At 55.4% G+C, this 26679-nt stretch carries 24 protein-coding genes; 12 read left to right on the forward strand and 12 right to left on the reverse strand.

The window, feature by feature from the left end:
* Positions 1-22: 22 nt before the first annotated feature.
* Positions 23-2800, reverse strand: a complete 2778-nt coding sequence (locus AC2FAK_RS06490) for an autotransporter outer membrane beta-barrel domain-containing protein (RefSeq protein WP_095454717.1) — start codon at positions 2798-2800, stop codon at positions 23-25.
* A 451-nt stretch (positions 2801-3251) separates the two neighbouring features.
* Here AC2FAK_RS06490 and hemB point away from each other — a divergent pair, with 451 nt between their 5' ends.
* Both hemB and olsF read left to right on the forward strand, forming a co-directional pair.
* On the forward strand, positions 3252-4226 hold the full coding sequence (hemB, locus tag AC2FAK_RS06495) for a porphobilinogen synthase (RefSeq protein WP_095454718.1): 975 nt from the start codon (positions 3252-3254) through the stop codon (positions 4224-4226).
* Positions 4227-4353: 127 nt separating this feature from the next.
* On the forward strand, positions 4354-6054 hold the full coding sequence (gene olsF, locus AC2FAK_RS06500) for a bifunctional ornithine lipid synthase OlsF (protein ID WP_095454719.1): 1701 nt from the start codon (positions 4354-4356) through the stop codon (positions 6052-6054).
* A 105-nt stretch (positions 6055-6159) separates the two neighbouring features.
* On the opposite strand, the gene tauD is transcribed toward olsF, so the two are convergent.
* The 7 genes from tauD to AC2FAK_RS06535 form a co-directional block, all read right to left on the reverse strand.
* Complete coding sequence (gene tauD / locus AC2FAK_RS06505) at positions 6160-7008, reverse strand: taurine dioxygenase (protein WP_013095796.1); 849 nt, start codon at positions 7006-7008, stop codon at positions 6160-6162.
* Positions 7005-7832: a taurine ABC transporter permease TauC gene (tauC, locus tag AC2FAK_RS06510; protein ID WP_095455680.1), complete on the reverse strand. Its 828-nt coding sequence runs from the start codon at positions 7830-7832 to the stop codon at positions 7005-7007. The genes tauD and tauC overlap by 4 nt, the downstream gene beginning before the upstream one ends.
* Positions 7829-8596, reverse strand: a complete 768-nt coding sequence (gene tauB / locus AC2FAK_RS06515; RefSeq protein ID WP_095455681.1) for a taurine ABC transporter ATP-binding subunit — start codon at positions 8594-8596, stop codon at positions 7829-7831. The genes tauC and tauB overlap by 4 nt, the downstream gene beginning before the upstream one ends.
* Before the next feature lie 10 nt (positions 8597-8606).
* On the reverse strand, positions 8607-9569 hold the full coding sequence (gene tauA / locus AC2FAK_RS06520; RefSeq protein WP_095455682.1) for a taurine ABC transporter substrate-binding protein: 963 nt from the start codon (positions 9567-9569) through the stop codon (positions 8607-8609).
* A 177-nt stretch (positions 9570-9746) separates the two neighbouring features.
* Entirely contained in the window at positions 9747-10679 is a 933-nt protein-coding gene (mmuM, locus tag AC2FAK_RS06525) for a homocysteine S-methyltransferase (RefSeq protein ID WP_058661759.1), read from the reverse strand.
* A complete protein-coding gene (gene mmuP / locus AC2FAK_RS06530) occupies positions 10666-12066 on the reverse strand; it encodes an S-methylmethionine permease (protein ID WP_013095772.1) in 1401 nt (466 codons plus the stop codon). Before mmuP ends, mmuM begins: the two co-directional genes overlap by 14 nt.
* A 237-nt stretch (positions 12067-12303) precedes the next feature.
* A complete protein-coding gene (locus AC2FAK_RS06535; RefSeq protein ID WP_013095771.1) occupies positions 12304-13212 on the reverse strand; it encodes a LysR substrate-binding domain-containing protein in 909 nt (302 codons plus the stop codon).
* 127 nt (positions 13213-13339) lie between these two features.
* On the opposite strand from AC2FAK_RS06535, the gene AC2FAK_RS06540 reads away from it, so the two are divergent.
* From AC2FAK_RS06540 to AC2FAK_RS06555, 4 genes are all read left to right on the forward strand, one after another.
* Positions 13340-14527 carry an MFS transporter gene (locus AC2FAK_RS06540; protein WP_095455683.1) on the forward strand — a complete coding sequence of 396 codons (1188 nt, stop codon included), beginning with the start codon at positions 13340-13342 and terminating at the stop codon, positions 14525-14527.
* Positions 14528-14538: 11 nt separating this feature from the next.
* A complete protein-coding gene (locus AC2FAK_RS06545; RefSeq protein WP_095455684.1) occupies positions 14539-15720 on the forward strand; it encodes an amidohydrolase in 1182 nt (393 codons plus the stop codon).
* A gap of 118 nt (positions 15721-15838) precedes the next feature.
* Positions 15839-16948, forward strand: a complete 1110-nt coding sequence (locus AC2FAK_RS06550; protein WP_095455685.1) for an AI-2E family transporter — start codon at positions 15839-15841, stop codon at positions 16946-16948.
* A 120-nt stretch (positions 16949-17068) separates the two neighbouring features.
* Positions 17069-18853 carry a diguanylate cyclase gene (locus tag AC2FAK_RS06555; protein WP_095455686.1) on the forward strand — a complete coding sequence of 595 codons (1785 nt, stop codon included), beginning with the start codon at positions 17069-17071 and terminating at the stop codon, positions 18851-18853.
* Positions 18854-18884: 31 nt separating this feature from the next.
* Here AC2FAK_RS06555 and AC2FAK_RS06560 read toward each other — a convergent pair whose 3' ends face one another.
* On the reverse strand, positions 18885-19394 hold the full coding sequence (locus AC2FAK_RS06560) for a hypothetical protein (RefSeq protein ID WP_095455687.1): 510 nt from the start codon (positions 19392-19394) through the stop codon (positions 18885-18887).
* 16 nt (positions 19395-19410) lie between these two features.
* A complete protein-coding gene (locus AC2FAK_RS06565) occupies positions 19411-20310 on the reverse strand; it encodes a LysR family transcriptional regulator (protein WP_095455688.1) in 900 nt (299 codons plus the stop codon).
* A 99-nt stretch (positions 20311-20409) separates the two neighbouring features.
* Here AC2FAK_RS06565 and AC2FAK_RS06570 point away from each other — a divergent pair, with 99 nt between their 5' ends.
* The 6 genes from AC2FAK_RS06570 to AC2FAK_RS06595 all read left to right on the forward strand — a co-directional run bounded on the left by AC2FAK_RS06570 (position 20410) and on the right by AC2FAK_RS06595 (position 25773).
* Complete coding sequence (locus AC2FAK_RS06570; RefSeq protein ID WP_095455689.1) at positions 20410-21204, forward strand: SDR family NAD(P)-dependent oxidoreductase; 795 nt, start codon at positions 20410-20412, stop codon at positions 21202-21204.
* Between the two features lie 24 nt (positions 21205-21228).
* A complete protein-coding gene (locus AC2FAK_RS06575) occupies positions 21229-22443 on the forward strand; it encodes an L-dopachrome tautomerase-related protein (protein ID WP_095455690.1) in 1215 nt (404 codons plus the stop codon).
* A gap of 218 nt (positions 22444-22661) precedes the next feature.
* The gene (locus AC2FAK_RS06580; RefSeq protein WP_038418758.1) at positions 22662-23333 is read left to right on the forward strand and encodes a hypothetical protein; all 672 of its coding nucleotides are present in this window, start codon (positions 22662-22664) and stop codon (positions 23331-23333) included.
* 396 nt (positions 23334-23729) lie between these two features.
* Entirely contained in the window at positions 23730-23987 is a 258-nt protein-coding gene (locus AC2FAK_RS06585; protein ID WP_013095761.1) for a YjhX family toxin, read from the forward strand.
* A 10-nt stretch (positions 23988-23997) separates the two neighbouring features.
* Positions 23998-24744 (forward strand): SAM-dependent methyltransferase, encoded by a 747-nt coding sequence (locus AC2FAK_RS06590; RefSeq protein ID WP_023620948.1) that lies wholly within the window; start codon positions 23998-24000, stop codon positions 24742-24744.
* A gap of 234 nt (positions 24745-24978) precedes the next feature.
* Positions 24979-25773: a DUF4225 domain-containing protein gene (locus AC2FAK_RS06595; RefSeq protein ID WP_023620947.1), complete on the forward strand. Its 795-nt coding sequence runs from the start codon at positions 24979-24981 to the stop codon at positions 25771-25773.
* Here AC2FAK_RS06595 and AC2FAK_RS06600 read toward each other — a convergent pair.
* Entirely contained in the window at positions 25770-26090 is a 321-nt protein-coding gene (locus AC2FAK_RS06600; protein ID WP_023620946.1) for a hypothetical protein, read from the reverse strand. The two genes, AC2FAK_RS06595 and AC2FAK_RS06600, sit on opposite strands and share 4 nt — an antisense overlap.
* 162 nt (positions 26091-26252) lie before the next feature.
* A complete protein-coding gene (locus AC2FAK_RS06605; RefSeq protein WP_023620945.1) occupies positions 26253-26567 on the reverse strand; it encodes a hypothetical protein in 315 nt (104 codons plus the stop codon).
* Between the last annotated feature and the right edge of the window lie 112 nt (positions 26568-26679).

A 26679-nucleotide genomic window follows, 5' to 3' on the forward strand; every position in this document is an offset into this window, starting at 1 on the left:
TATATTCCCCCGCTTTTATACTTTACCAGGTATATTTCACACCCAAATTGGCGCCCCAGTTCTGGTCAACGTCACCGCCGCCAAGGTAAGTGGCATCCGTGTATGCACTGAAGTTTTTGGTGAAGCTGAACTGTGTGCCCAGACCCACACGCACCGCAGAGCCTTCAACGCCGTTATCAATGCTGTCGCCATTCACGTTCGCATTGTTATCAGCATCGTCATACACATACGCCAGTTTGACGTATGGCGTCAGAGCCTGATCGCCGCCGTAGTTGAAGGTATACCCTGCGTCGACACCGAGTTCATAGCGCAGGCTGTCGTAAGACTGGCCATCAATTCGCATGTCATTGCTCAAGCGGTAGTCGTCACCCGACTGGAACAGCCCAGACACTGCCGCATAAGGCGTGACGTAGCCGGACAGGTTTGGTTTCCAGTCATAACCCAGTTTCATACCGAAACCTACCGCATCTGTCGTGGTATTACCGTCCACGTACTGACCGTTACTCATGGTCGCGGAGAGATCGTTATTGAAGCGGGTGTAGCTCAGGGAGCTGTCGAGGAAGACATCGTTGGCAAACTTCGCAGAGGCATAGATCATCGCCGTCTGGCTATCCTGATCAACCTGACCGGTACGATCGCTGATATCCCCCTTCGCGAAACCTGCCGCGCCACCCACGATCCACTTCGCGTTGTTACCGTCAATCTGCGTATCCAGACCAACCATAATCCCGCTTACGTCCTGATCGTAGCTGATAACGCCATTGTCAGCGTCAAAGTTGCCGCCGAAGTAGCTCACCCACGCCCCGCCGTTATCGGCCAGACCGTGACGGCTGTTAGTCAGACGGGTTCCAACGGTATCCTGCTGCAGATCCCAGATATTGGTATTCGCTGACGGAATGCTCAGCGCCATATTGGCGTAGTCAGTCAGCGCCTTCTGCTGCAGAACAACCGTGTCACCCTTCTGCTGCGCCTGGTAGGTATAGGCACCTAAATCGGCTTTGTTTGCTGCCGTAAAGCGGGCCGCAGTGTCTGCGTTATTGTCATAAACGCGGATGATCTCTTTGTTTTTATAATCAGCAACAGAACCGGCGCCGGTCGCATCATCGATACGCACAGTGTAGTTACCTGCCACATCACCGTTCACCGCCAGATGACCGTCTGAGTTAAGCGCCACGACGCCATAGTCGTAATCTGCTTTGCTCTTGTCGTTGGTGATAAAGCGGGCGTTGTTCAGATCGCTGTTCAGCACGTAGTCACGGCTGGCAACGTTCAGCACACCGCCATCGGTCAGCACCATGTTGTGCGTGTCCACCTGACCCAGGCCCAGTGCCAGTTCCGCACCGTTGTCGACGGTGATGGTGTTGGCATACAGTTCAGCCGTTTCTTCCGTCAGTGCGGCACGGCTATAGCTGTCCAGATACAGGCTATCTGTCGCCACTGCACCGCTGTCGCCAATATTCAGGGTAGAGGCGTTGGTCAGGGTGATGGAATCCGCCAGCAGGCCAGAGTTTTCAACATTGACCTGCGACTGGTTATTCACTGCCAGCGTGTCGATGTTAGACAGTTTGCGGGTATCCCACTCTGAACCGTTGTTCAGGGTGACGTTGAACAGACCGCTCTGGTAGACCTGCTCACTGATGAGATGACCATTGCTATCCAGAAGTGAATCTGGCCAGATGCTGTTTGGAGTCAGGGTTCTCCAGTCAACGTTGCTATAGCCCAGACCGTACATATCATCTACGTCGATCATAGCAACTTTAGACTGAGCGGCTCCCACCCATTTGCTGCCGTTGGTCAGTGTGACATCCAGCTTATCGGTACCATCCCAGCCGTTGGTGGTTGGGTTATACACACCGTCTTCGGTGGTATCGGTTGCCGGGTCGCCATTCTCGTAGAAGTTATTGTCGAAGGTGCTGGAGAACAGGATATCGCCGGTAACGGTAGAGTGATCGAAGGTGGCGGTGGTTTGCATGGCGTTGTCAGACGCGCTGGCCGCGACGATCAGTGCCGCGTCATCTGCGCCGGTCGCGTTGGTTTCACCGTAGTCGCTCGGCTTCGCGGTTTGACCATAGAACCCGCTGGTACCCAGATCGCTGTATGCGCCGGAGGTCAAAACAGAGTCTTTGACCACCAGGGTGTTAGTAAAGACATTACTGCTATCCGCAACGCCTTCAACGCCGTCATACGGGGTATTGTCCAGCTCATGGTAACCCTGAGTCAGCGTGATGCCCGCAACGTGGGAGTTGTTCTGGATAACAATATCCGATTCCACATCCAGCGTAATCGCATTACCCAGTCCATAGGTATCCAGATAGTGGGTTTCGGTGTTGTCACCATTCAGAACATCATACGCATAATGCTCATAGGTATCGTTAATGGTGGAGTGATCTACTGTCAGGCTAAAACGATCGTACTGTGTATGGGTCGTATCATCGGAGTCTACGCCTCCAGTACATGTAGTAGTCACGCATCTTTCCGAGGTGATCATGCCATTAATGGTGCTGTTAGAAATGCTCAGCGCATTCGCTCTTCCATTGACACCATCGTCAAGGTAGTACGTCGAAATAACACCGTTCACCGTTGACTTATTAATCACCGGATAAATATCACCGTCGTGGGTGGCATCCGAGTAATCCCAGTCAGCGTAGCCATAATACCAGGGTGTTGATGCTGAATTATCATATCCGAAGGTATTATATGTGGCACCAGAAATATCTTTCGCATTGGCCTGAGAAGCGATAGCCAGGGTGCAGGCTAATGCAAGTTGTGATACAACCAGTTTCTTTTTCCATGTTTGCATTGGGTCATCCCTCCTCAGGGACGTAAGCAAGTTTGTCCATCAAATCATTTGGCAACATTGTATTGCGGAGGGAATTATGCATTTTCATTTCGAAAAGGTTCAATGAATGATTCCATTAAGTCCGTATCCAGACTAATAACATGAAAAAAATGCAACGACATTAAAAATTATAAATAAACACTATAAAAACAGCGAATTAAAATCATCTGACATAAATATAGAAAATATAATAAAGAATAATAGATCATTATTAATGATATATTTACTTCAATTTAGAAATCGCACCAATATCTCGAGCGTGTGAAAAACAGGCTGACGTTGGTTATATATATTGACCATGTGAAACATCGCAAACCCCATTTCGCATTAACAAAAAGCCTACTTTCGTAAAACCCTCTCCCCCACTTTCATGTACACTAGCCTTCTTTGTTCCACAAACGTCAGGCATATCATGACCGATTTAATTGCTCGTCCCCGTCGTCTGCGCAAGTCACCTGCACTGCGCGCTATGTTTGAAGAGACAACACTGACCTTAAACGATCTGGTGTTGCCGATTTTTGTTGAAGAAGAGATCGATGACTACAAAGCCATCGACGCCATGCCAGGCGTGATGCGCATTCCGGAAAAATATCTGGCGCGTGAGATCGAACGTATCGCCAACGCGGGGATCCGCTCGGTGATGACCTTTGGCATCTCCCACCACACTGACGCTACCGGCAGCGATGCTTGGAAAGAGGACGGTCTGGTCGCCCGGATGTCGCGGATCTGCAAAGAGACCGTGCCGGAAATGATCGTCATGTCAGACACCTGTTTCTGTGAATATACCTCTCATGGCCACTGCGGTGTGCTGTGCGATCACGGTGTCGATAACGACTCCACTTTGCTGAATCTCGGCAAGCAGGCGGTGGTAGCTGCAGCAGCCGGTGCGGATTTCATCGCACCTTCCGCTGCCATGGACGGGCAGGTTCAGGCGATCCGCCAGGCGCTTGATGCGGCCGGATTCACTGATACCGCCATCATGTCCTACTCCACCAAGTTTGCCTCTTCGTTCTACGGTCCGTTCCGTGAAGCGGCCGGTACAGCGCTGAAGGGCGATCGCAAAACCTATCAGATGAACCCGCTGAACCGCCGTGAAGCCATCCGTGAATCGCTGCAGGATGAAGCCCAGGGCGCAGATTGCCTGATGGTGAAACCGGCTGGCGCGTATCTGGATATCCTGCGCGACATTCGCGAGCGCACCGAGCTACCGCTGGGTGCATATCAGGTGAGCGGCGAGTACGCGATGATCAAATTCGCCGCGCAGGCGGGTGCGATCGACGAAGAGAAAGTGATCCTGGAAAGCCTGGGCGCGATCAAACGTGCTGGCGCGGATCTGATCTTCAGCTACTTTGCGCTGGATCTGGCCGAGAAGAAAATTCTGCGTTAATCCGCTTTAGCGCAGTGTGGCGGCTTCGCCTTACCCAGCCTCCTCTCTGCGCTAATCTTCACCAAACTGCAATACAACCGACATCTCTCCCTTCTACTGTCTGAGCAAGACGGCAGGAGGAGTAACCATGTTTAGTCTCGATAGCGTTCTCGACGACCTTTGGCCTCAGGCGAGGCCTGCACCCTGGCAAAAAAGTCTGTTAAAAAGACTGTTCTACGAAGAAGAATTCCAGCAATTTGCCGCGACACACCGCCATCTGAAAGGCCTGGATATGGTGGAGCAGGTTCTGGAGCACCTCGATATACTCTGCACCGTTTCCGCCCGCGATCTCGAACAAATCCCTGAACATGGCCCGCTGGTCATTATTGCCAACCACCCAACCGGAACGCTGGACGGGCTGGCGCTGATGTATGCCGTTTCCCGTGTACGGCGCGATGTGAAAGTCGTCACTAACCGGATGCTGACCCACCTTGAACCGCTTAGCTCGCTGTTTATTCCGGTGGACAACATGGGCGGCAGAACGGCAAAAACGTCCCTGATGCAGATGGAACAGCATCTGCAAAACGCAGGGGTGCTGATCTTCTTCCCGGCGGGAGAAGTGTCCCGTCCTACGCGCAAAGGGATCCGCGATAAAAAATGGCACCCCGGCTTTATTAAACTCGCCAGTAAGCTGCGCGTACCGCTGCTGCCGGTGCATATTCAGGCACACAACAGCCTGCTCTTTTATGCCAGCACGCTGGTGTCCCCCACCGTATCGATGCTCTTGCTGATGCAGCAGATGTTCCGCCGCCGCCACAGCCAGCTACCGATAAAGATCGGCCAGCAGATAGCCTGGCATCACTGGTATAGCACAACCCTTTCATCGCGTGAGATGGCCGAGCAGTGCCGTCAGCACGTGATACGTCTTGGCAAGGGAGTGCCTGGCGTCTTTAAAACCCAATGCGCCATTGCCCGTCCGGAAGACCGGGCCACGCTGAAGCGCGAGCTGTCCCAGGCCGAATGTCTGGGCAAAACCAGCGATGGCAAAACCATTTATCTGTGGCAACGCAACGGACAGGAAGAGGCTCCCCTGCTGCGCGAGCTGGGACGCCTGCGCGAGATCGCGTTTCGCGCCGTGGAGGAAGGAAGCGGTAAACGTCGGGACACCGACAGTTACGACGATGACTATCTGCACCTGATCCTGTGGGATGAAGACGATCTGGAGATCGTCGGCGCCTATCGCTTTATGCCCACTGCCAGACAGGTCGAGCAACGCGGTCTGGAAGGGCTTTATAGCTACAGTCTGTTCCACTACGACGATAAAATGCAGGACGTGCTGGAACACGGTATTGAACTGGGGCGCAGCTTTATTCAACCGCGCTACTGGGGTCGTCGCGGTCTGGACTATCTGTGGTCCGGTATTGGTGCTTATCTGGCACGTTATCCGCACTACCGCTACCTCTTTGGCCCGGTCTCGATTTCCGGTGGCTTACCGCCTGCCGCACGGGATCTGCTGGTTGCGTTTTACCGCCTCTGGTTCCCGGCGACACATCCCTTAGCCGCGTCACGTCAGCCTTATCCGGCCTCCCTGCCGGACGTGCTGGCGCAGTTTGGCGGGGTCGATTACGTGGATGACCTGACGAAGCTGAAATCCCTGCTCGGTAATCTGGGTTGCGGTATTCCACCGCTCTACAAACAGTATTCCGAGTTATGTGAACCCGGCGGCGTGCAGTTTATCGATTTTGGCAGCGACCCGGCGTTCAACAACTGCATCGACGGGCTGGTACTGGTGGACTTGTGCTACCTCAAGGCAAACCGCTATCAGCGGTATATTGAGGCGCACCTTTAACTGTGCGGTTTTTTGTAGGCCGGGTAAGCGCAGCGCCACCCGGCAAGAACGGTGCACAATTGCCGGGTAGCGGCTACGCCTTACCCGGCCTACGGGGGCGATGGTTCAAGGACGGTAGAACGGCTTATCCCCCAAAATTGTCGCCCGCTGCATAATCCGACGCTGTGGCAGATAATCCGCATTCGCATAGTGCTGCGTCACACGGTTATCCCAGATCGCCAGATCGTTCTCCTGCCAGCGCCAGCGCACCTGAAACTCCGGTTTGGTGATATGCGCAAACAGGAAACGTAACAGCGCCTCGCTCTCTTTTTCCGTCACGTCCACAATCCGCGTCGTGAATCCCTCATTAACAAACAGCGCCTGCTTGCCGGTTACCGGATGGGTGCGCACGACCGGATGGAGCAGCGGCGGATGTTTCGCAACCGCCTCCTGCCAGCGCTGATGCTCCGCTTCTGTTTTGCGGTACTTGTACTCCTGGAATGATTTTTTAAAGTCATGCTCCGCCCGCAGGCCGCTCAGCAGGGTACGGAAGGGTGCGGACAGCGCCTCAAAGGCCGCAATGCCGCTGGCCCACAGCGTATCGCCGCCCGTCTCCGGCAGCAGCTTCGCCGAAAGAATCGCCCCTGCAGGTGGCGTCTCGATAAACGTCACATCCGTGTGCCAGTTGTCGTTGTCCGGCGGATTATCGTTATGCGTGTCGAGCACAATAATCTCCTCCACCCCTTCCGCATGCGGATAAACCGGATGGATATGCAGATCGCCAAAGCGCAGTGCCAGGGCGCGTTGCTGCTGCGGGGTGATTGCCTGTTCGCGCAGGAATACCACCTGATGGCGCAGCACCGCATGATAAAGCTGCTCAAACTGGTTATCGCTCAGCGGACGGGTCACATCCAGGCCCGACACCTGCGCACCAATATATGGCCCCAGCGGGGTAATGGTCAGACGTTCACTCATTGTATTTCTCCATGCCAGGGCGTCAGACGACGCTGCAGCGCGCGCAGCCCCAGTTCTAATCCAAAGGCGATCACGGCGATAACCGCAATCCCGGCCAGTACCACGTCAGTCGCCAGAAACTCCCCCGCCGACTGCACCATAAACCCTAACCCTCGGGTGGCGGCGATCAGCTCTGCCGCCACCAGCGTTGACCAGCCCACGCCAAGGCCGATGCGTAATCCGGTTAAAATCTCCGGCAGTGCGCCCGGTAAAATCACAAACAGCAGCTCCTGTGTCCGGCTGGCTCCCAGCGATTGCGCCGCGCGGATCCGCACCTGCTGAGCGCTTTTGACACCCGCCAGAGCCGACATGGCAACCGGGGCGAAAATCGCCAGATAAATCAGCAGGATTTTTGACGTTTCACCGATGCCGAACCAGATCACCATCAGCGGCAGATAGGCCAGCGGCGGCACCGGACGGTAAAGCTCAATCAGCGGGTCGAGGATGCCGCGCACCGTCGGGCTTAAGCCCATCGCGATCCCGACCGGAATGCCGATTATCACCGCCGCCAGTAGCGCCACCAGAATGCGCGCCAGGCTTGCACCTAAGTGCTGCCAGAGCGTAGCGTCCATAAAGCCCTGCGGCCCGGCAATGGTGATGAGTTTTGCCAGCACCTGCCCCGGCGGCGGCAGAAACAGCGGGCTGATCCATGCCTGCGCGGCAACCAGCCACCACACCGCCAGCAGCACCAGCAGCGTGCCGACACTGAGTGTTATCTGGCGCGAGAAAGGCCAGCGTAAGACCGGGCGCGCGCGTCGCGTTTTCTCGCTGAAGACGATGCTCATGAGAAGGCCTCCCGTTGTTCAAACACACGGCTTAAGACGTATTCACGCTGTTCGATAAACCGCGGATCGGATTTGATGCTGCGCACCGGCTCCCCCGCGACATAGCGACGGGCAAACTCAAGCGGCAGCCGCTCCAGCACGCGCCCCGGGCCAGGGGACAGCAGCACCAACTCGGTCGCCATAAACACCGCCTCTTCGATATCGTGGGTGATCAGCAGCACCTGTTTACCCGTTTCATGCCACAGGCGTAAAAGCAGGGTTTGCATCTGCTCGCGGGTAAAGGCATCCAGCGCCCCGAACGGCTCATCCAACAGCAAAAGCTGCGGATTGGCCGCCAGCGCGCGGGCAATTCCAACCCGCTGACGCTGGCCGCCGGAAAGCTGCCAGATAAACCGTTTTTCAGCCCCTTCAAGTCCAACCTTTTTGAGCATGCTCCGTGCTGTTGCCAGCCGTTGCTCGCGGCTTACACCCGCCAGTTGCAACCCAAACGCCACGTTTTCCTGCACGTTGCGCCAGGGAAGCAGACCTTCGTTCTGAAAGACCACCCCACGCTCAGCGCCCGGGCCCTCTACTTTTTTACCTTCCAGTTGAATGGAGCCATGCTGATATGGCACAAACCCGGCAATCAGATTCAGCAGCGTGGTTTTCCCGCACCCGGACGGGCCAAGCACAACCAGCAGCTCACCGCTCTCCAGCGTCAGGTTGATGTTCTCCAGGGCCGGTTTGCCACCGTAATCAGCAGACAGATTTGTAATATTCAGCATCGCAGCCCCCTTATTTCACAAAGCGATCGGTCACGTACTGGCTGTAGTCCGCCGCCACCGCCGGCACTTTGCCCTGCTCTTTCAGGAACGTGGCGGTATCGACAATCGCTTTGTTTACCGGCCCGGTCAGCTGTTGTACCTGCTGGGCAGGCGTGAGATAGGTATTACCTTTCACCAGCCCCGGAACGTCCGCTTGCGGCACGCCGCTCAGACGGGACAGTTTTTCGAGATTGGCAGGCTGCTTCAGCCATGCATCCGGGTTGCTGATATAGGGCTGCTGAGCGTCGATGGCGCTTTTGGCAAAGGCCTTCATGACCTCAGGATGTTTCTCACCAAAATCTTTGCGCACCACCCACACGTCGAGCGTTGGCGCGCCCCACTGGCCCACTTTTTCGGAGTCGGTCAGCACGGTGCCGTCTTTTTCCAGCTCATTGACGGCCGGTGCCCAGACGTATGCGCCATCAATATCGCCGCGCTGCCAGGCCGCAATAATCGCCGGTGGCTGCAGATTAATGATTTGCACCTGGCCTGGCTTGATGCCCCAGTGTTTCAGCGCCGCCAGCAGGCTGTAGTGAGTGGTCGAAATGAACGGCACGGCGATGCGCTTGCCGATCAGGTCTTCCGGTTTGGTGATGTTTTTCTTCACCACCAGCGCTTCGGAGTTACCCAGCTGTGAAGCGAGGAGGAAAACTTCAATCGGCACCTGCTGGCTGGCCGCTACCGCCAGCGGGCTGGAACCGATATTACCAATCTGCACGTCGCCGGACGCAAGCGCACGCACCACGGCCGCCCCGCTGTCGAACTTACGCCAGTCGACGTTTGCGCCGCTCTCTTTGGCAAAGGTGTTATCCGCCTGCGCGACTTTCGCAGGCTCTGCGGAGGTCTGATACGCGACGGTGACGTCCACCGCCTGCGCCTGAAATACCCACAGCGCCAGCGCGCCGAGTAATGTAATTCGCGATGTAATTGCCATCCTGTCTGCTCCCCTTGTTGTTATGAGGGCAGTATTTCCGGCGCGGGAATTTTGATAAAGGAATTAAAACGAATCGCTAATAACGATTCGTTTTTAGAAAAAAAGCGGGAAAGGATAGTTGGTTTTGTGCGGTTGTTTTTTTCCCTCTCCCTGTGGGAGAGGGTCAGGGTGAGGGCATCAGCGCTGCGCGTTAAGCTCAGCAATATCTTTCGGCGTGGTGCGACAGCATCCACCGATTAATCTGGCACCGGCCTCCAGCCACTGGGGCAAATATCCCGCCAGCGTCTCGCACGCTTCACCGTGATGGTGCCAGGTTTTGGTCACCGCATCATAATGCTCGCCCGAGTTCGGATAGACCACCAGCGGCAGTGCCGTCAGGCTGTGCAGGTGTTTCAGCGCCGCGGTGGTGTTTTCCAGCGCGATACAGTTGATGCCCAGCGCCACGACCTGCGAATTATCTTTCAGGGCCGCGACAACTTCCCGCAGCGGTGTCCCGTCGCTCAGGTGCTCGCTGTCGCGCAGGGTAAACGAGAACCATGCCCGGGCGCGGGGATACTCAGCCACAAGTGCTGCCAGCGCCTTGATCTCCTCAAAGGAGGGTAGCGTTTCGCAAGCCAGCAGATCCGCCCCCGCATCCAGCAACGCCTCAATGCGCGGACGATGAAACGCGGTAAACTCTTCGGCGCGACGCACATAATCTCCGCGATACTCAGAGCCATCCGCCAGATAGGCGCCATACGGCCCAACGGACCCCGCCACCAGCAGCGTGCCCGCATGCGGATTTTCCGCCAGATACGCTTCACGCGCCTTACGCGCCAGCTCCACGCTTTTGCCGATCAACGCGCGGGACTGCGCCTCATCCAGACCGCGCGCCGCAAAGCCCGCAGGCGTGGCCTGATAGCTGGCGGTGATCGCCACCTGCGCACCCGCACGGTAGTAGTCGAGGTGGACTTCACGGATAAGCTCCGGGTTTTCCATCAATACTTTGGCAGACCAGAGGTTGTCTGCAAGGTTGCACCCGCGCGCTTCCAGTTCAGTTGCCATTGCGCCATCCAGCACCACAAACGGCTGCTTTTCAAGGAGGGCGGTAAGCGGATTATTCTGCGACATGTTCAGGCTCCTGCGATGTCAGGTTTCGGGTCAGGTAGTAGGCACCATAACACAGGGCGACGAACGGCAGGCCACAATAAAGGGCAATGCGCTGGCTCGGATCAAACCACAGGCCGATACATGCCACCACGCAGAGGATAAACCCGAGCACCGGCACCAGCGGATACCACGGCGCGCGATAGTGCAGAGCAGACAGCGGCTGTCCGGACTGCAGATGACGACGACGGAAGACAAAGTGCGACGCGCAGATGCTGATCCACACCGCCACCACCGCAAAACCGGAAATGGCCGACAGCGCCACAAACACCGTGTCCGGCGCAACCACGCTTGAGAAGAGCGCCAGCACGCCACCGAGCATGGAAACGGAGAGCGCCGTCAGCGGCACGCCGTTTTTATTGACGCGGGCAAAGCAGCGCGGCAGCGTTTTCTCGTTAGAAAGCGACCACAGCATGCGCCCTGAGGCGTACAAGCCGGAGTTTGCCGCCGAGAGGATCGCGGTCAAAATCACAAAGTTAAAGATATCTGCCGCATACGGGATCCCGACTTTTTCAAACACCAGCACAAACGGGCTCTTTTCCACCCCGGCCTGCTGCATCGGGATCAGCGCCGCCAGCACAAACACGGTGCCGATAAAGAAGATGATCAACCGGGCAATGGTCGCGCGGATCGCCACCGGAATAACCTTATGCGGGTTTTCCGTTTCGCCCGCCGCAATGCCGATAAGCTCGGTGCCGGAGAAGGCAAAGTTCACCGCCACCATGGTCATCAGGATCGGCAGGCCACCATGCGGGAACCAGCCTTCAGCGGTAATGTTGCTCAGACCCGGCGCAGGCGAACCGTCCTGCATCGGAATAAAGCCAAAGATCGCCGCGCCGCCAAGAATAATAAAGGCGATGATGGTGATAACTTTCACCAGCGAGAACCAGAATTCGCCCTCGGCAAAGAAACGCGTGGAGATAACGTTAAGGCCAAAAATCACCACGCAGAAGACCACGCACCATACCCAGACGGGCACCTGTGGGAACCAGTACTGCATACAAAACCCGGCGGCGGTAAAGCTCGATCCAAGCGCCACCGTCCAGGTGAGCCAGTACAGCCACGCCACGGTATAGCCCGTCGCCGGGCCGAGGTAACGAGCGGCATAGACGTGAAACGCGCCGGTTTCCGGCATCGCCACCGACAGCTCGCCCAGACACTGCATCACCAGCCAGACCACCAGTGCGCCAATGAGATAGGCCAGCAGCGTGCCTGCTGCCCCGGTTGTCGAAATGATATAACCGGTATTAAAGAATAACCCTGTGCCAATCACGCCACCCAGCGAGAGCATAATCAGGTGGCGTGTTTTCATGGTGCGCTTTAGCTGCCCATTTTCTTGTTGTGTTTGCATATTACCTTCTATACGTATGGACATCTAAACATCCAAAGAAGGTGTGTTATACCGCGATTAACATAAAAAAGCTAGACGACCAGACGCAACCGGGCGCGTCGCGCACTGAGTCGGGGATGGGTTGTGAGGATCACATACAGAATCGGACGCCAGGCCATAAGCACCTCCGCAAGCAGATACTTACAGCATGGCGCGGACGGCTGTGATTCTGGCTCAGACAAAAGTCGTATCTGTCCGCTACCAGCTAAACCCTCTGCATGCTTCGCGCAGGCGAATCAAAAACTGACGCGCGTTGGTGGTCATCGCCGACTTCTGCGACCACACCGCGCAATACTGCGCCGACGGCAGTTGGGTGATGGGCAACGCCACCAGCTTGTCATCAAGCTGTAGCGGCTGACACATTGCCCGCGCGACCACCGTCAGATAGTCCGCGTTAAGCACCATATTCAGCCCCGTGATGACGGAATCGGTGCGCAGCGGGGTGATATCCACCTGTCGATAAAAATGGCTGAGCTCATTTTGTAGCTGCTGGTAGTAGCCCATGGATGACTCCGGCAGTAGCCATTTAGCCTGACGCAGCGCCATCAGATCGCGGGCTTCTGCCAGTGGGTGCCCCTTGCGCGCGATGATGCAAAATGGCGAGGTAAACAGCGGTTCGATCATCACCCCTTCCGGCGGCGCCATCGGATCCACCGAGCCGATAGCCATATCTATTTCACCGTTTCGTACGCCAGGCAGGAGCGAGGAGAGCTGCCCCTCCTTCACCGTCAGCAAGACCTGGGGCAGCGTTTTCTTGAATGCCTCGGCCACATCGGGAAAGACGGTCAGCGCAATAAGCGAAGAGAACCCCACCGTCAGACGCCCGTGAGTAAAATGGTTAATCTGCTCCACTTCATCCGCCGCACGCCGCAGCTCTTCAAGCACCCACTCCGCCCGTTGGGAAAACGCCATTCCCGCCTCGGTAAGGGCAATCCCCTCTTTGCTGCGCAATAAAAGTTGGGTGCCTAAAGTTTGCTCAAGCTCACGCAATGTACGGCTTAAACCGGGCTGCGAAACGCCCAGTTCCCGTGCGGCCGAACGGATACTGCCGCTGCGCGCCACCTGACGAAAGGCCTGAAGATGGCCGAGTTTTGGCAGATATTTCATCGCTCGCCCTATAACAAAAAAGCATCACCTATAGCAAAATTATATCTTCCCGCCTGTCTGGTAAACCCCTAGATTCAGAGTGCACACAACAATTCTCATCACACTCTGACGTCAGGCGGAAAACACAATGAAAAGCCAGTCACAGATGATTTTTTTACTTTTTATCGGCTATGTCGTGGTCTACATCGATAAAACCGTAATGGGTTTTGCCCTGCTGCCGATCGAAAAAGAGTTCGGGCTTACCACCGCGCAGCTGGGCTATATCACCGGGATCTTCTTTCTCGCCTACTCTCTCTTTCAGGTGCCTGCTGGCTGGCTAAACGACCGAATCGGCTACAAAACCATGCTGATCCTTTCTCTGTGTGCGCTGGGGATCTTCGCCCTCTGCTTTGGCGCGCTGGGTATGAGCGTTGGCCTGCTGCTGGTGTTTCGCTTTCTCTCCGGCGTGGGGCATTCCGGCTATCCCTGCTCCTGCGCGAAAGCGGTGGTCAGCAATTTTACGCTGGAAAAACGCACCTTCGCCCAGTCGGTCCTGCTCTCCTCCGCCGGGCTGGCGATGACCGTCGGGCCGATTGTGGCCGTCTCGGCGCTGGAACACCTGGGCTGGCACGCCTCCTTTGTGGCATTAGGGATCGTTGCCTGCGCCATCGCCCTGCTGATCGCCTTGCGCGTGCCGTATCAGAAACCCGCGCCACGCCAGGCCGCGCACAGGCAACACGAGGCGCTGTGGCGTAACCCTACGGTGCTGCTGCTGTTTTTCTCGGTGTTTTGCATCAATATCCCAAGCTATGGCCTCTTGGCCTGGCTGCCTAAATTCTTTGTCCAGAGCATGGGCATGCCGATTGAGGTGTCCGGTTATATCGTGGCGGCTGGCGGCGCGGGGATCTGGCTTTCGTCGTTGTGCACCGGCTGGCTGGTCGGAAAATACTTCCACCACCGCGAGCCACAGGTGATTTTGATCTGCGCACTGGTGAGCGCTGCTGCCATTCTCGGCATCTTCCACACCGCCACAGCGGTGAGTGCCAGCATCCTGCTGTTTGTGGGGGAGATCTTCCTGATGGCCACCTTTGTGACCGCGTTTACCCTGCCAATGAAACGCCTGCCGGAGAACATCATGGGCTCGGCCATCGGGCTGATAAACACCGGAGGGACGCTGGGGGGCTTCGTTTCACCGGTTGTTATTGGCTATCTCGTTGGAAAAAGCCACAGTTATGAAAGCGCATTTATTTTCTTGTCACTGGCAATGGTGTGCGCGGGCGTGGCGATAGTGCCATTGATAAAAAAACCTGCGCCCTCACTGCCGGTGACTGACTGAAGGAGACTGTCATGAAAAGTAGCACTGAAAACCTTATCCGCGACGTTCACGACGAGGTGATCCGCTGGCGCAGGCATATTCATGCCAACCCGGATCTCTCATTTCAGGAAAAGCCGACCGCAGATTTTATCGCCCGTGAACTGGCTAATCTGCCGGAGCTGACGATTAGCCGCCCGCTGGAGAACAGCGTGGTGGCGGTATTACAGGGTGAAAAACCCGGCCCGATGTGGGCACTGCGTGCTGATATCGACGCCCTGCCGCTGCAGGAAGAGAGCGGTGAAGCATTCAGCTCAACCAAACCCGGCGTAATGCACGCCTGCGGTCACGATGCCCACACCGCCATGCTGATGGGCGCGGCGAAAGTGCTTTGCCACCTGCGCAGCCAGCTGTGCGGCAGCATCAAGTTTATCTTCCAGCCTGCCGAAGAAGTGCCGCCGGGCGGCGCGCGCGAACTGGTGGAGAAAGGCGTGGTTGACGATGTCGAGAAGATCTTCGGTCTGCACGTTTTCCCGACCAGTCCTACCGGTAACATTACGCTGAAAGAAGGGGTCTATGTCGCCTCCAGCGATAATTTTGATATCACGATCTTCGGCCGGGGCGGACATGGCTCAATGCCGCAGTTCTGCATCGACCCGGTGGTAATCGGCGCTGAAGTTGTCACCGCGCTGCAAAACGTGGTGGCGCGTAATCTCGACCCGATTAACGCCCCGGTGCTGACCATCGCGACCTTCCAGGCCGGTGACAGCTATAACGTGATTCCGGACAGCGCCCGCCTGGCCGGCACGGTGCGTACTCATAATCAGCAGGTACGCGAGCAGGTACCGCAGCTGGTGCAGCGTATTGTCGAGGGCGTCGTCAGTGCCCACGGCGCGCGCTGTGAGATCCGCTGGCAACAGGGTTACGCCGTTGGCAACAACCATGCCGACACCAATGCCATCGCCAAAGCGGCGATGGCGGCGCATTTTGGAGAAGGAACGCTGCAGCTTGCCGATCGGGCCCTGTTTGGCAGCGAGGATTTCTCCTCGTATCAGGAGAAAGTCCCGGGAACGTTTCTGTTCATCGGCTGCGGCAACGAGGAAAAAGGCGCGGTCTGGAACGTCCACAATCCACACTTTCGCATCGACGAGGCCGCGCTGGCAGTGGGGGTGAAAACGCACGTTGCGCTGGTGAGCCCGCTGTTTGAGGAGATTTGACCCCTCCCATCCTGACATTGCCCGGCGGCGCGTCGCCTGCGCCCCCCGGCGCAATGGTTGGTAAATCCGTCAATCAGTTCTATAGTCGTCACAGTTTCTTAGTAACCAGGACTGACTGATGCGCTTTAACGGACTGACCAAAGGTTTCTTTATCTTTATTCTCGCCCTCGTGACGTGGGCGTTTTTCGACGTGCTGTCGCCCTACTTCTCCGCCATTCTGTGGGCCGCCATTCTGACCGTTATCTTTAACCCGGTAAAAAACAAGCTGCGCGCCGCGCTGGGGGATCGCAACGGGCTGGCCTCGCTGCTGACCATCGGCATTATCTGCCTGATTGTCTTTATCCCGTTGATGGTGATCTTCTCCTCGCTCGCCATAGAGCTGAACGTGGTGTACACCAAACTGCAGGAGAACAACACCCAGTTCCCGGAGGTGGTGGCGAGCATCTTTAACCATCTGCCGGACTGGGCCAGCGGTTTCCTCGCGGATCACAACCTGACCAACGCCGCGCAGATCCAGAAAAAACTCTCCGATGTCGCTCTGCAGGGCGGGCAGTATCTGGCGGGCAGCGCGTTTCTGATCGGCAAAGGGACGTTCGGCTTTGCCATTAGCTTCGGCATCATGCTGTATCTGCTGTTCTTCCTGTTGAAAGACGGGCCGTTCCTGGTGCGCCAGATCCTCGACTCCCTGCCTCTGTCCGATTTCGCCAAGCAGCACCTGTTCGCCAAGTTTGTCGGCGTCTCGCGGGCGACGGTAAAAGGCACGGCGGTTGTCGCTGTGGTTCAGGGTACGCTTGGCGGGATTGCGTTTGCCATTGCCGGTATCGACGGCAGCATCCTCTGGGGAGCGCTGATGGCCTTCCTCTCCCTGGTGCCTGCGGTGGGGTCGGCGATTGTCTGGGTTCCGGCCGCCATTTTCCTCTTCGCGACGCACCAGATCTGGCAGGGGCTGTTCATTGTCGGCTTCTTCGTGATTATCGTCGGGCTGGTGGACAATATCCTGCGCCCGCTGCTGGTAGGCAAAGACACCAAAATGCCGGACTACCTGATCCTGATCTCAACGCTTGGCGGCATGGATCTGTACGGCATTAACGGCTTCGTGATTGGCCCGCTGATTGCCGCGCTGTTTATCGCCTGCTGGAATCTCTTCTCCGGTCGCGATCATGCGGGTAACGCCGAAGAGCTGGATGCCGCGTTTATTGAAGAAGGGAAAAATCCTCCAGATTTATAAACCGCTGACGATAACCTTCCCAACAGGCGGCGCTGTGCCGCCTTTTTTTTCGCCTTAAATCAAACGTTTTCTATAATTTGAAAGAACGCCATCCTTCTTTGGTCGTAAAAGGATCACCAGGTGCGAATCGCGACGATAACAAACTGGGCCTACGGTGCCACGGTCTGCCTGACCCTCGCTTCCGGCATCATCATGCTGATGGCGTCCAATGCCGACACCCTTGAGCGTCAGGCCGTTGAACAGCGGCAGAAATTTGATCAACTTACTGAAGAAATCGAAATCGAAGTCTGGGCACAGTCTGATTTAGCCCGCCTGTACGTGATTAAAAAAGATCCGCAAATTCTCAGGGAATACAACCAGTCAGAGAACAAGCTGAAGAGTACCGAACTCCGGCTGGAAAAACTGCAGGATGTCGGCGCGTCAGATGATGAGCTGTCTCTGCTGCATGAAGGGATAAAAATCGTCGATGCGTTACAGGACGAGCAGCAGGTCGCCCTCACCCACACGGCGCAGGGAGAAGATGCGCAGGCCATCGCCCTGCTCTACGGTGCGCCCTATGAGCAGGAGCTGGAACGCGCCCAGAATCAGATCGAACACTTCCGCCAGATACTCGACAAGCGGGTGATCGCTTCCGTTCAGGAGGCAACCAAAAAATCGAAAACGCTGCGGACAATCTCTGAAATGATGGTTGGCCTGACCGCCCTGCTGTTCCTGTTTGTGCTTGGCTTTATCTTAAAACGGCGCGTGCTGCGCCCGGTGGTACGCCTGAGCGATGTGGTGCATCGCCTGGCGTCGCAGGACTATGCCGTAGAAACACCCAATTTCAACCAGATCGATGAGATTGGCGATATGGCGCAGGCGATTCGTATCTTTCGTGAAAATGGCCTTGCGAGGCAGCGTCTGGAAAAAGAGCGCGACGCCGACTGGGCCATCCGCGAGCTGCTGGCGCGCATGACCCAGCGGCTGCAGGGGTGTGAAAACTTTGCGGACGTGATTAACGTAGCGGAGCTGTTCGCCCCCAATATCGCGCCGGGAATTGCCGGGCGGCTCTATATCCTCGACCGCGATCCGTGGCAGATGCGCTGCGTCGCGCAGTGGCTTTCGCCTCCAGGAGAGGATACGCCTTTTCATCCCGATGAGTGCTGGGCGGTCAGACGTGGGCAGAGCCATCCTCCGGTAAATGGCGAGCCGGATATCGCCTGCTACCATCTGCCGGCGTCGCACACGCATACGTCGCTCTGTGTTCCTATGATTGCCCAGGGCGAAGCCATTGGGTTGCTCTCCTTCCAGAACATCACTGCGGAAAATGCCCCTTCCCGCGCCTATCTGGAGCTGATGGCTGAAGCGCTCGGCCTGGCGCTGGCCAACCAACGTCTGCGCGATGCCCTGCTGGAAAAAGCCCTCTTCGATCCGCTCACCGGCTTGCGTAACCGCCATCACCTGGAAGATACCCTGCGCACCCAAATGGCGCAGGCGGTGCGCAATGAAGAGCCGGTAAGCTGCCTGATGATCGACATCGACCACTTCAAAAGCATCAATGACCGCTTTGGTCATGAAGCGGGCGATCAGGTCATCAAAAGCGTGGCCTCCATCGTACAACGCGCCGTACACGACAGCGGGCTGGCATTCCGCTATGGCGGCGAAGAGTTTCTGGTGTTGCTTTCCGGCGTCGATGAAGAGGCGGCGCAGGCGTGCGCCAAAGAGATTTATAACGGCGTGCATGAACTGTCGCTGCGCTATGGGCTTTCAGAGATTGGCCCGGTGGATGTGTCGATTGGTGTCGCCAGCTATCCGCAGCACGCTCAGAGCGATAACCTGCTGCGCGCTGCCGACGTGGCCTTATACCGGGCGAAAGAGCTGGGCCGTTCGCGTATTGTGAGCTTTGGGATGCTGGAGGCGGGCTGACGGTGATTTTCGCGCCTTGAGCTTTACCGATTCAGGCGCGCGTGATCGCCCAGAGCACCACAATCCCCAGCGGATTACTCCGCTTTTCCACGTACAGGGTAGAGTTGGAATAGACATTACCCTTCGGGTTACAGATGCGGATCTCTTTTTTTAACTCCGGCTCGTAGACTTCTGCCCCCGAGCAGCTGTGGCGGGTACTGGATTCATACCGGTAAGGTTTGCTCCATGAGGAATAGTCTCCCTCCAGTAGCCAGGCCGTTGTAAAAATCACGAACATGGCAACCGGCAGGCTGCAAATGAAGAAGCCGAGGTATAGTTTTATCGCGCCAGCAACACGCTTGCCTTTCAGTCGTCCCTTTCTGATAAAAATAACCATCGGCACCAGCGCCAGCAGCAACGCCCCTCCGGCCAGATACTGCTCCCCGCGGATCGTAAGGTATGTCACGCGATAAACGTTAACTGACCAGACCACAAAACCAGATAGCAGGGCTATACCGCCCGCGATGAGTGGGAGCCAAAAGATATAAGTCTCTTTTTTCATAGTGGACATATCCTTGTCATTTTTGGTTGGTGAGAAGATCAATCATCGCCCGGGTGGCCGCCGACTGGCGTCGGTGTGGCGCGAAGAGCACGGAGAACGGCCGCGACCGTCCACGCAGGTGTGGCAGCACCTCGACTAACTGCCCGCGCTGTATCCTGTCGCGGACGATAAATTCATAGCTCTGGCAGATCCCCATCCCCTGCTCCGCCAGCGAAACCACGCCGAGTACATCTTCTGAGATTTCGATAGTTGAACCCGGCAGCCAGTCAATATCACGTTCCTCATCACGAAACACCCAGGGGGCAATGCGTCCGGTACGCGGCATGATAAAGGGCAGACAGGTGTGACGATGCAACTCCTCCAGCGTCTGCGGGCTCCCCATGCGGTGCAGGTAATCAGGCGATGCGACCAGCAGCAGCGCCGCGTCCTCCAGCTTGCGCGCAACTAACCCACTGTCGGGCAACTGCCCCAGGCGAATCGCCAGATCGAATCCCTCCGCAATCAGATCAACGTTGCGATTGGTGATGTTCAGCTCCACCTGAACGCGTGGGTAGTGTTGGGCAAAGCGCGCCAGCAGCGGCGGCAGACGGTAGTGCCCGTAGGTGGTTGGAACGCTCATTCGCACGCGACCGGTCAGATCGCCTTCCTGGCCCCGCCCCTCGCGTTCGGCGTCATCAAGCAGTGCAAACGCAGACCGCGCCTGCTCCAGATAACGGCGTCCGGCCTCGGTCAGCCCCACGCGGCGGGTAGTTCGCTGTAATAACTGCCGTCCAAGACGCGCTTCCAGGCGGGAAACCGCGCGACTCAGGACAGAGGGTGTGGTGGAAAGGACAACCGCTGCGGCCGTAAAAGAGCCGTGTTCAACGACAGTAATGAAGACTTCAACGTCTCCGAGATAATCGAATTTGCGGCTCATTTTGCTCTTTCAGGAACAAATGTTTTTCAATCTGGCTAATTTATCCCCTCTGGGGTGATGAGTAAAGTGAGCTGCATTCATCACCAGAGGGTAAACACTATGGATCTTCAACTCACCGGTAAGACCGCGCTGGTTACAGGCGCAACCGCAGGTATTGGTTTGGCCATCGCCCGCACGCTCGCTCAAGAAGGGGTTGCCGTCACCCTTACCGGACGCGACCCGGCAAAGCTGCAAAAAGCCGCGGCCACCATCACCGACGCGACGCCTGACGCACAGGTCACCACCGTTGTCGTTGACCTCGGTACCCTGGAGGGCGCAGAAGCCCTGTTCGCCGCCTGCCCTGATACCGATATTCTGATTAATAACCTGGGGTTCTACGAAGCCAAAGCCTTCGCGGATATTAACGACGAAGACTGGCTGCGCATGTTCAACACCAATGTGATGTCCGGCGTCCGCCTCTCACGCCACTACTTCCCGCGCATGCTGGAACGGAACTGGGGACGGGTAATTTTTATATCCAGCGAAGTGGGCGCCTTTACGCCGCCAGACATGGTGCATTACGGCGTCAGCAAATCAGCGCAGCTTGCTGTTTCGCGCGGTATGGCCGAACTGACCCGGGGAACCGGCGTGACGGTTAACAGCGTGCTGCCGTCGGCGACGCGCTCGGACGGCATTATTGAGTACCTTCGCCAGACCGCGCCTGCGCCGGATATGACCGATCGGGAGATCGAAGCGCATTTCTTCCAGACCTACCGCCCCAGCTCGTTGATCGCCAGAATGATTGAGGCAGACGAGATCGCGGCGATGGTCGCTCTGTTAGCCAGCCCACTGGGCGCGGCATCCAACGGGGCGGCTGTACGCGTCGAGGGCGGCACGTTCCGTTCCATCCTTTAATGCTGAACTCACCGGAGCCTTTTCATGTTCATTCGCACCCGTAGTCTGTCCGCCATTGCGCTGGCGGCGCTGATCGCTTTCCCGAGTCTCGCCAGTGCGGCGACGCTCCAGCCCCTTGAACGCTGGCGCAGCTATGCTGGCGTGAGCTGGGATACCTCTCAGAATGGGCAAACGCCGACGCGGTTTTCCGGCTCGGTTAACGCGCCCATTGCCGGTATCCATTTTGATGCAAAGGGCCGGGCCTTTGTCAGTACGCCCCGGCTGGTTTCTGCCGCCGCCCCCGCCACGCTGAGCATTCTGGATACGACTGTTCAGTCCGGCCCTGCCCGCCTGACGGCGTTTCCGTCACGCGAGGGGAACGCGGTAAACACCGATCCCGCGCAGAACCTGCGCAACGTGCTTGGCTTTTATATTGATCGTCAAAATGGCTGGCTATGGGCGCTGGACATGGGGTTTGTCGCAGGCGAAGCGGAGTCGCCCGTGGGCTCGCAGAAACTGGTCGTGCTGGATCTCAACACAGGCCGCACCCTTAAACGTATCGCCCTGGATGGCGTGGCGGACCGCAAAGCCAGCTTCCTGAACGATGTGGTTGTCGATGAGAAACGCCGTGTCGCCTATATCTCCGATAGCGGCTCGCGGAGCGCACCGGAAAACCGCGTGGGCCTTATCGTCGTTGATTTCGCCACCGGCACGGCGCGACGCGTGCTCGACCGTCACCCTGCGCTACAGATTGAGCCGGGCGTTAAGGTGGTTTCACACGGTGCGGAGGTCTGGCCGGGTAAACCCTTGTTGATTGGCATCAACGGTATTGCGCTCTCCCCGGATGCGGGCACGCTCTACTGGACGGTCACAACGGGAACCCATGCCTGGGCAGTGCCCACGGCATTGCTGAGGCAGGCAGGATCAACCGATGCGCAGATTGCCGCCAGTATCCAGGATCTTGGCGTGGTGGGCGGTAACACCGACGGTCTTGTGACCGATGCAAAGGGCAACCTCTATATCACGGATGTCACCCGCAACGGAATTGTCCGGTTTGATCCGAAGCACCGCGCTATGTCGCTTATCGCCGCCAGCGAAGACGTTTACTGGCCAGACACACCGGCAATCCGTCCGGACGGGGATTTGATCTTTACCTCGAGTCGCCTCAATGACCACTTCGCGGGAGCCGTTAAACCCGGAGAGGAACGCTATGATTTGTGGCGTTTGCCTCTCGGTGCATCACATAATACGGGCGAATAATAAAATACCCGTGGCTGGATAATCGCGAACGATTATTGATGCGGGTCAAAGGAATGTGGCTGATTGACTAAAGAACAAGGTCAGGGAGTCGATATTTATCTGGGTAGTTGTCAGCCTGTGTCTGCAGGCTGACAACTCTGCCGGGCAAGATAAACGGCCCTTTTCGGCTCAGGAACATCCACGCAGCCACCTAAATAAAATTATCTCATGGAGAGAAAATGAAAGTTCGTCTTCTAGCGATTGTATCTGCATCATTAATTCTTGCGGGCTGTGCTGGCTCGGTAAAACCCGACACCGTGAAAGCGGCAAATGGCAGCGCAATTGATATTTATAGCGTATCAGCACTGCCGGAACTGAATGACAACCGTATCGCCGACAACACGCTGCGCGAAGTGACCCCGACGCATGCCGCAGCCGGTATGGGGCTTGCCGTTCTCGGCGCGTTAACCGGTAACATTAACTCCGGTGACTTTGATAAAGAGAACTATAAAGGGACATCCATTGAAACCCTGCAAAACCCGACGAACAGCTGGTTTGTTCCTAAAGCGAAACAAAATATCAGCAAGTGGCTGAACGAAAAAGGCAATGGCCACGTTTACAAGCAGCCGCTCTATATTGGTAAAGCAACCTGGGCGCTGATCTATAAAGACGCCACCGCGACCACGCCTCTCTATCAGCTGAAATATAAAGTCCTGTTCTATAAACGCCCGGAAAGCGGAAATATGTTCTCTGCGTTTACGGTAGCGGAATGCGCCCCTACGCCAGTTGAAGCGCCACTGAGCGAGTGGAGTGCAAATAATTACCAAAAAGTGACCAGCCAAACTGAAAGCTACATGAAAAGCTGCCTGCTTGAGCTGGACAACCAGCTGCCGCGTTTGCTGAAGCTGTAATGTGATGTGCTGTACGGCCCGCTTCGTGCGGGCTTGTATCGGGTATGCTTATCCTGCAATACCATGGGGTTTCAGGATAAAAAAGATAGATAGCCGGACCACAGGCTTACCTTTTCACTTCCAGCCTGCCGGGAATACAACATTCTGGCGCCGCGCCTCCCCTTCGTGATCACATTTTTCCCCCCAGGCTATTCACTTACTAAAAAGAGGTGTTATCATTCGCCTCGTAAATACCTTTCAACTCTACCCGAGGCTTTGATGCTGGAGAATGTAATCATCTGATAATCAGCCCCCCGACCTTTCAGGCCGGACTGATTATCAATGCGCTGAAATCGAATGCGGACACCGCTGTGTGTTTGCACGTTTTGCACATGATGATTAAACAGGTTTTCCAGTATGAATTTATCCCGTCAGGAACAACGTACCTTACACGTTCTCGCTAAAGGTGGACGTATTGTGCACGTCCGCGATGCATCTGGCCGCGTCACTTCTGTTGAATGCTACAGCCGGGAAGGGCTTCTGCTCACCGACTGCACACTCGCCGTCTTTAAAAAACTCAAAACCAAAAAGCTGATCAAATCCGTCAACGGTCAGCCCTACCGCATCAATACCACCGGGCTGAACAACGTTCGCGCCCAGCCTGATAATCGATAAGGAGAGGATTATGGATATCCCACGTATTTTTACTATCAGCGAAAGTGAACACCGCATTCACAACCCCTTCACGCCAGAGAAGTACGCCACGCTGGGCCGCGTGTTACGCATGAAGCCAGGCGCGCGCATTCTCGATCTCGGCAGCGGCTCGGGAGAGATGCTGTGTACCTGGGCACGTGACTACGGCATTACCGGTACCGGCATCGACATGAGCCCGCTCTTCACCGCTCAGGCAAAGCTGCGCGCGGAAGAGCTTGGCGTCAGTGAACACGTTCATTTTATTCATAACGACGCGGCGGGCTATGTCGCGGATGAAAAATGCGACGTGGCGGCCTGCGTAGGGGCCACCTGGATTGCGGGCGGCGTCGCCGGGACGATCGAACTGCTGGCAAAGAGCCTTAAGCCAGGCGGACTGGTGCTTATCGGCGAACCGTACTGGCGTCAGCTGCCTGCATCGGAAGAGATTGCCCAGGCCTGTGGCGCCTCGTCGGTGGCCGATTTCCTCACCCTGCCCGACCTTGTCGCCTCTTTCGATGAACAGGGCTATGACCTGGTCGAAATGGTACTGGCAGACCAGGAAGGCTGGGATCGGTATGAAGCGGCTAAATGGCTGACCATGCGCCGCTGGCTGGAGGAGAACCCTGACGATGACTTTGCGCATGAGGTTCGGGCAGAGCTGACGAATGCGCCTAAACGCCATGTGACGTATACGCGGGAATACTTTGGCTGGGGCGTGTTTGCCTTAATCGCACGATAAAAAGGAGCAGGCGATATAACCCAAAGGTTATATCGCCGTTTTGCAGGGTGCACATAATATTATGCCTGTCGTACGTAATTATCGTTAATTGTTCCCTTTATTCGTCATCGTAATTACGGGTGGTTATTCTTTTACTGGCGTGAGATGAATACCAGGGGATCGTCTATTGAGAAAAACCGATGAGGAGAATATATTGCCCGTAAAACAGCCAGGCACATTAATGAAGGAAGCATGATGGATATTGCGCTGCTTAACAGGGGATGGAATAGAACCTGGTCAGATACGATGGTGAATCTGGAAGCCCGAAAGGTCATCGAAACTGCAAATCGACTGTCAGCTTACTATTTACAAGATGGTCTAACACGTATCAAGTTTGTTGAGGAAATAAAACAGGTCGTAGAAAAAGAGTTCGCGACAGCACGGCGGGCGAAAACCGATGAAGAATGCATTGAATGCCTCAAAAATCTGCGTGCTGAAAAAGAGAATCTTCTTGAGCAAGAGCGCTTGTTAAGGACCAGGTCCGCTCAGCTTTATGCGAAGGTCGAGTTCGTTAGGGAAAATAATAAAATTGTTGGGTATATGATTTCGGCTGTAAATATTGTGATATCCGGAGTGACCGCATTTGGTGGGGCTATGCTCATGTTTACCGGTACACCTATTGGTATTCTTGCTGGTGCAATTCTTATTATAGATGGTATGAATGGAATATCAAAGGAGTTTATTAATTTTAAAAGAGACAGCAATGCAAAGTCAGAGGGGATAGCTGCGGATCAATCAATGGAAATAGCAAAATTCATGGGATTTAAGCCTGAAACTGGACTCGCTGTTTACAAATCTTTTTCTTTAAGCGCAAGCGTTTACACCATCTTTGGCTTGTCGAGGAAAGCTGAAGCGTGGAGGCTTTTCCGTTATATACCAAGCGACTACTATCGGAAAGTGACAACTATGAGCACTCCAAAGCTCACAATGAAAATCGTGGGATATGGTTTGAAGGCCAAGGTCATCTTTGACCTGATGAGTATTGATTAACTTTTTTCAGACCTGACATGCCGCCATGATTTGTAGGAAATGATTGGTGGCTGAGCAAAACCACATATCAAGAAAACAATCAGTATTGAAATCCCTCCTGAGAAAACATACCAATGATCATCCTGTTTTGAAAAAACGAGATAGATGAAAAAAAGTATGCCACAAGAGAAAATCCATAGTAGAGTTTTAAATCTTCTTGCTAAATCGTGGACTACCTCATCAAGATCCCCGCCATAATTCGCGATATTATTTTTTAACTTCTGTATTTCTTTGCGAGTAAATCCAGAATGCAATAAAGAGTCTTCTGTAATCTTCATGCCTCACTCCTCTCTTCATACAATGTCCATTTCGAAAGAAGAGTATACTGATGTACTTTATCGCAATCCAGCCGAAACTTTGCGGCAAGCACCATGCAAGCCCTCTTGCTATGGTGAACAATCTTAATTGTTTGTTCTTCTGACGACTGAGAATGGTACTGATTATTTTTTACCCACCCTACAGAATCGCCACGATTTATAGGCAAGCAAAGGTGGTTGGATAATAATTGCAACCGCGATACCACAAGAAAGGCCAATACCACCAGAAAAAACACTTTCTTCAGATGCGAATATCATCAGAAAAATGAATACAGCAAGGCAACCAGATACAACCCACACAGTGAGAACAAAACGCCTGGCCAGATCCTTGATGGCATTCCCCAACGTTCCACCGTAGCTTTCAACGTTGTTCTTCATCTTCTGCAAGTCCGATGGTGTAAACCCAGAATTCAACAAAGTCCCATCAGTCACTTTCATGTCGTATCGTCCTTTATATTCCAGAAAGGTATTTTTCATTCACTGATTGTGCGAGCAATCATACTGATGAACTTTGCAGCAATCCAGCCTAAAGTTTTGGCAGACTCAATCT

The organism is Enterobacter cloacae complex sp. 394F7 (assembly GCF_057320385.1).

What these genes read in the sequence shown, in the direction of transcription:
- AC2FAK_RS06490 (WP_095454717.1), bottom strand. Translation starts at nt 2,800, where the DNA reads ATGCAAACATGGAAAAAGAAACTGGTTGTATCACAACTTGCATTAGCC.
- hemB (WP_095454718.1), top strand. Translation starts at nt 3,252, where the DNA reads ATGACCGATTTAATTGCTCGTCCCCGTCGTCTGCGCAAGTCACCTGCA.
- olsF (WP_095454719.1), top strand. Translation starts at nt 4,354, where the DNA reads ATGTTTAGTCTCGATAGCGTTCTCGACGACCTTTGGCCTCAGGCGAGG.
- tauD (WP_013095796.1), bottom strand. Translation starts at nt 7,008, where the DNA reads ATGAGTGAACGTCTGACCATTACCCCGCTGGGGCCATATATTGGTGCG.
- tauC (WP_095455680.1), bottom strand. Translation starts at nt 7,832, where the DNA reads ATGAGCATCGTCTTCAGCGAGAAAACGCGACGCGCGCGCCCGGTCTTA.
- tauB (WP_095455681.1), bottom strand. Translation starts at nt 8,596, where the DNA reads ATGCTGAATATTACAAATCTGTCTGCTGATTACGGTGGCAAACCGGCC.
- tauA (WP_095455682.1), bottom strand. Translation starts at nt 9,569, where the DNA reads ATGGCAATTACATCGCGAATTACATTACTCGGCGCGCTGGCGCTGTGG.
- mmuM (WP_058661759.1), bottom strand. Translation starts at nt 10,679, where the DNA reads ATGTCGCAGAATAATCCGCTTACCGCCCTCCTTGAAAAGCAGCCGTTT.
- mmuP (WP_013095772.1), bottom strand. Translation starts at nt 12,066, where the DNA reads ATGCAAACACAACAAGAAAATGGGCAGCTAAAGCGCACCATGAAAACA.
- AC2FAK_RS06535 (WP_013095771.1), bottom strand. Translation starts at nt 13,212, where the DNA reads ATGAAATATCTGCCAAAACTCGGCCATCTTCAGGCCTTTCGTCAGGTG.
- AC2FAK_RS06540 (WP_095455683.1), top strand. Translation starts at nt 13,340, where the DNA reads ATGAAAAGCCAGTCACAGATGATTTTTTTACTTTTTATCGGCTATGTC.
- AC2FAK_RS06545 (WP_095455684.1), top strand. Translation starts at nt 14,539, where the DNA reads ATGAAAAGTAGCACTGAAAACCTTATCCGCGACGTTCACGACGAGGTG.
- AC2FAK_RS06550 (WP_095455685.1), top strand. Translation starts at nt 15,839, where the DNA reads ATGCGCTTTAACGGACTGACCAAAGGTTTCTTTATCTTTATTCTCGCC.
- AC2FAK_RS06560 (WP_095455687.1), bottom strand. Translation starts at nt 19,394, where the DNA reads ATGAAAAAAGAGACTTATATCTTTTGGCTCCCACTCATCGCGGGCGGT.
- AC2FAK_RS06565 (WP_095455688.1), bottom strand. Translation starts at nt 20,310, where the DNA reads ATGAGCCGCAAATTCGATTATCTCGGAGACGTTGAAGTCTTCATTACT.
- AC2FAK_RS06570 (WP_095455689.1), top strand. Translation starts at nt 20,410, where the DNA reads ATGGATCTTCAACTCACCGGTAAGACCGCGCTGGTTACAGGCGCAACC.
- AC2FAK_RS06575 (WP_095455690.1), top strand. Translation starts at nt 21,229, where the DNA reads ATGTTCATTCGCACCCGTAGTCTGTCCGCCATTGCGCTGGCGGCGCTG.
- AC2FAK_RS06580 (WP_038418758.1), top strand. Translation starts at nt 22,662, where the DNA reads ATGAAAGTTCGTCTTCTAGCGATTGTATCTGCATCATTAATTCTTGCG.
- AC2FAK_RS06585 (WP_013095761.1), top strand. Translation starts at nt 23,730, where the DNA reads ATGAATTTATCCCGTCAGGAACAACGTACCTTACACGTTCTCGCTAAA.
- AC2FAK_RS06590 (WP_023620948.1), top strand. Translation starts at nt 23,998, where the DNA reads ATGGATATCCCACGTATTTTTACTATCAGCGAAAGTGAACACCGCATT.
- AC2FAK_RS06595 (WP_023620947.1), top strand. Translation starts at nt 24,979, where the DNA reads ATGGATATTGCGCTGCTTAACAGGGGATGGAATAGAACCTGGTCAGAT.
- AC2FAK_RS06600 (WP_023620946.1), bottom strand. Translation starts at nt 26,090, where the DNA reads ATGAAGATTACAGAAGACTCTTTATTGCATTCTGGATTTACTCGCAAA.
- AC2FAK_RS06605 (WP_023620945.1), bottom strand. Translation starts at nt 26,567, where the DNA reads ATGAAAGTGACTGATGGGACTTTGTTGAATTCTGGGTTTACACCATCG.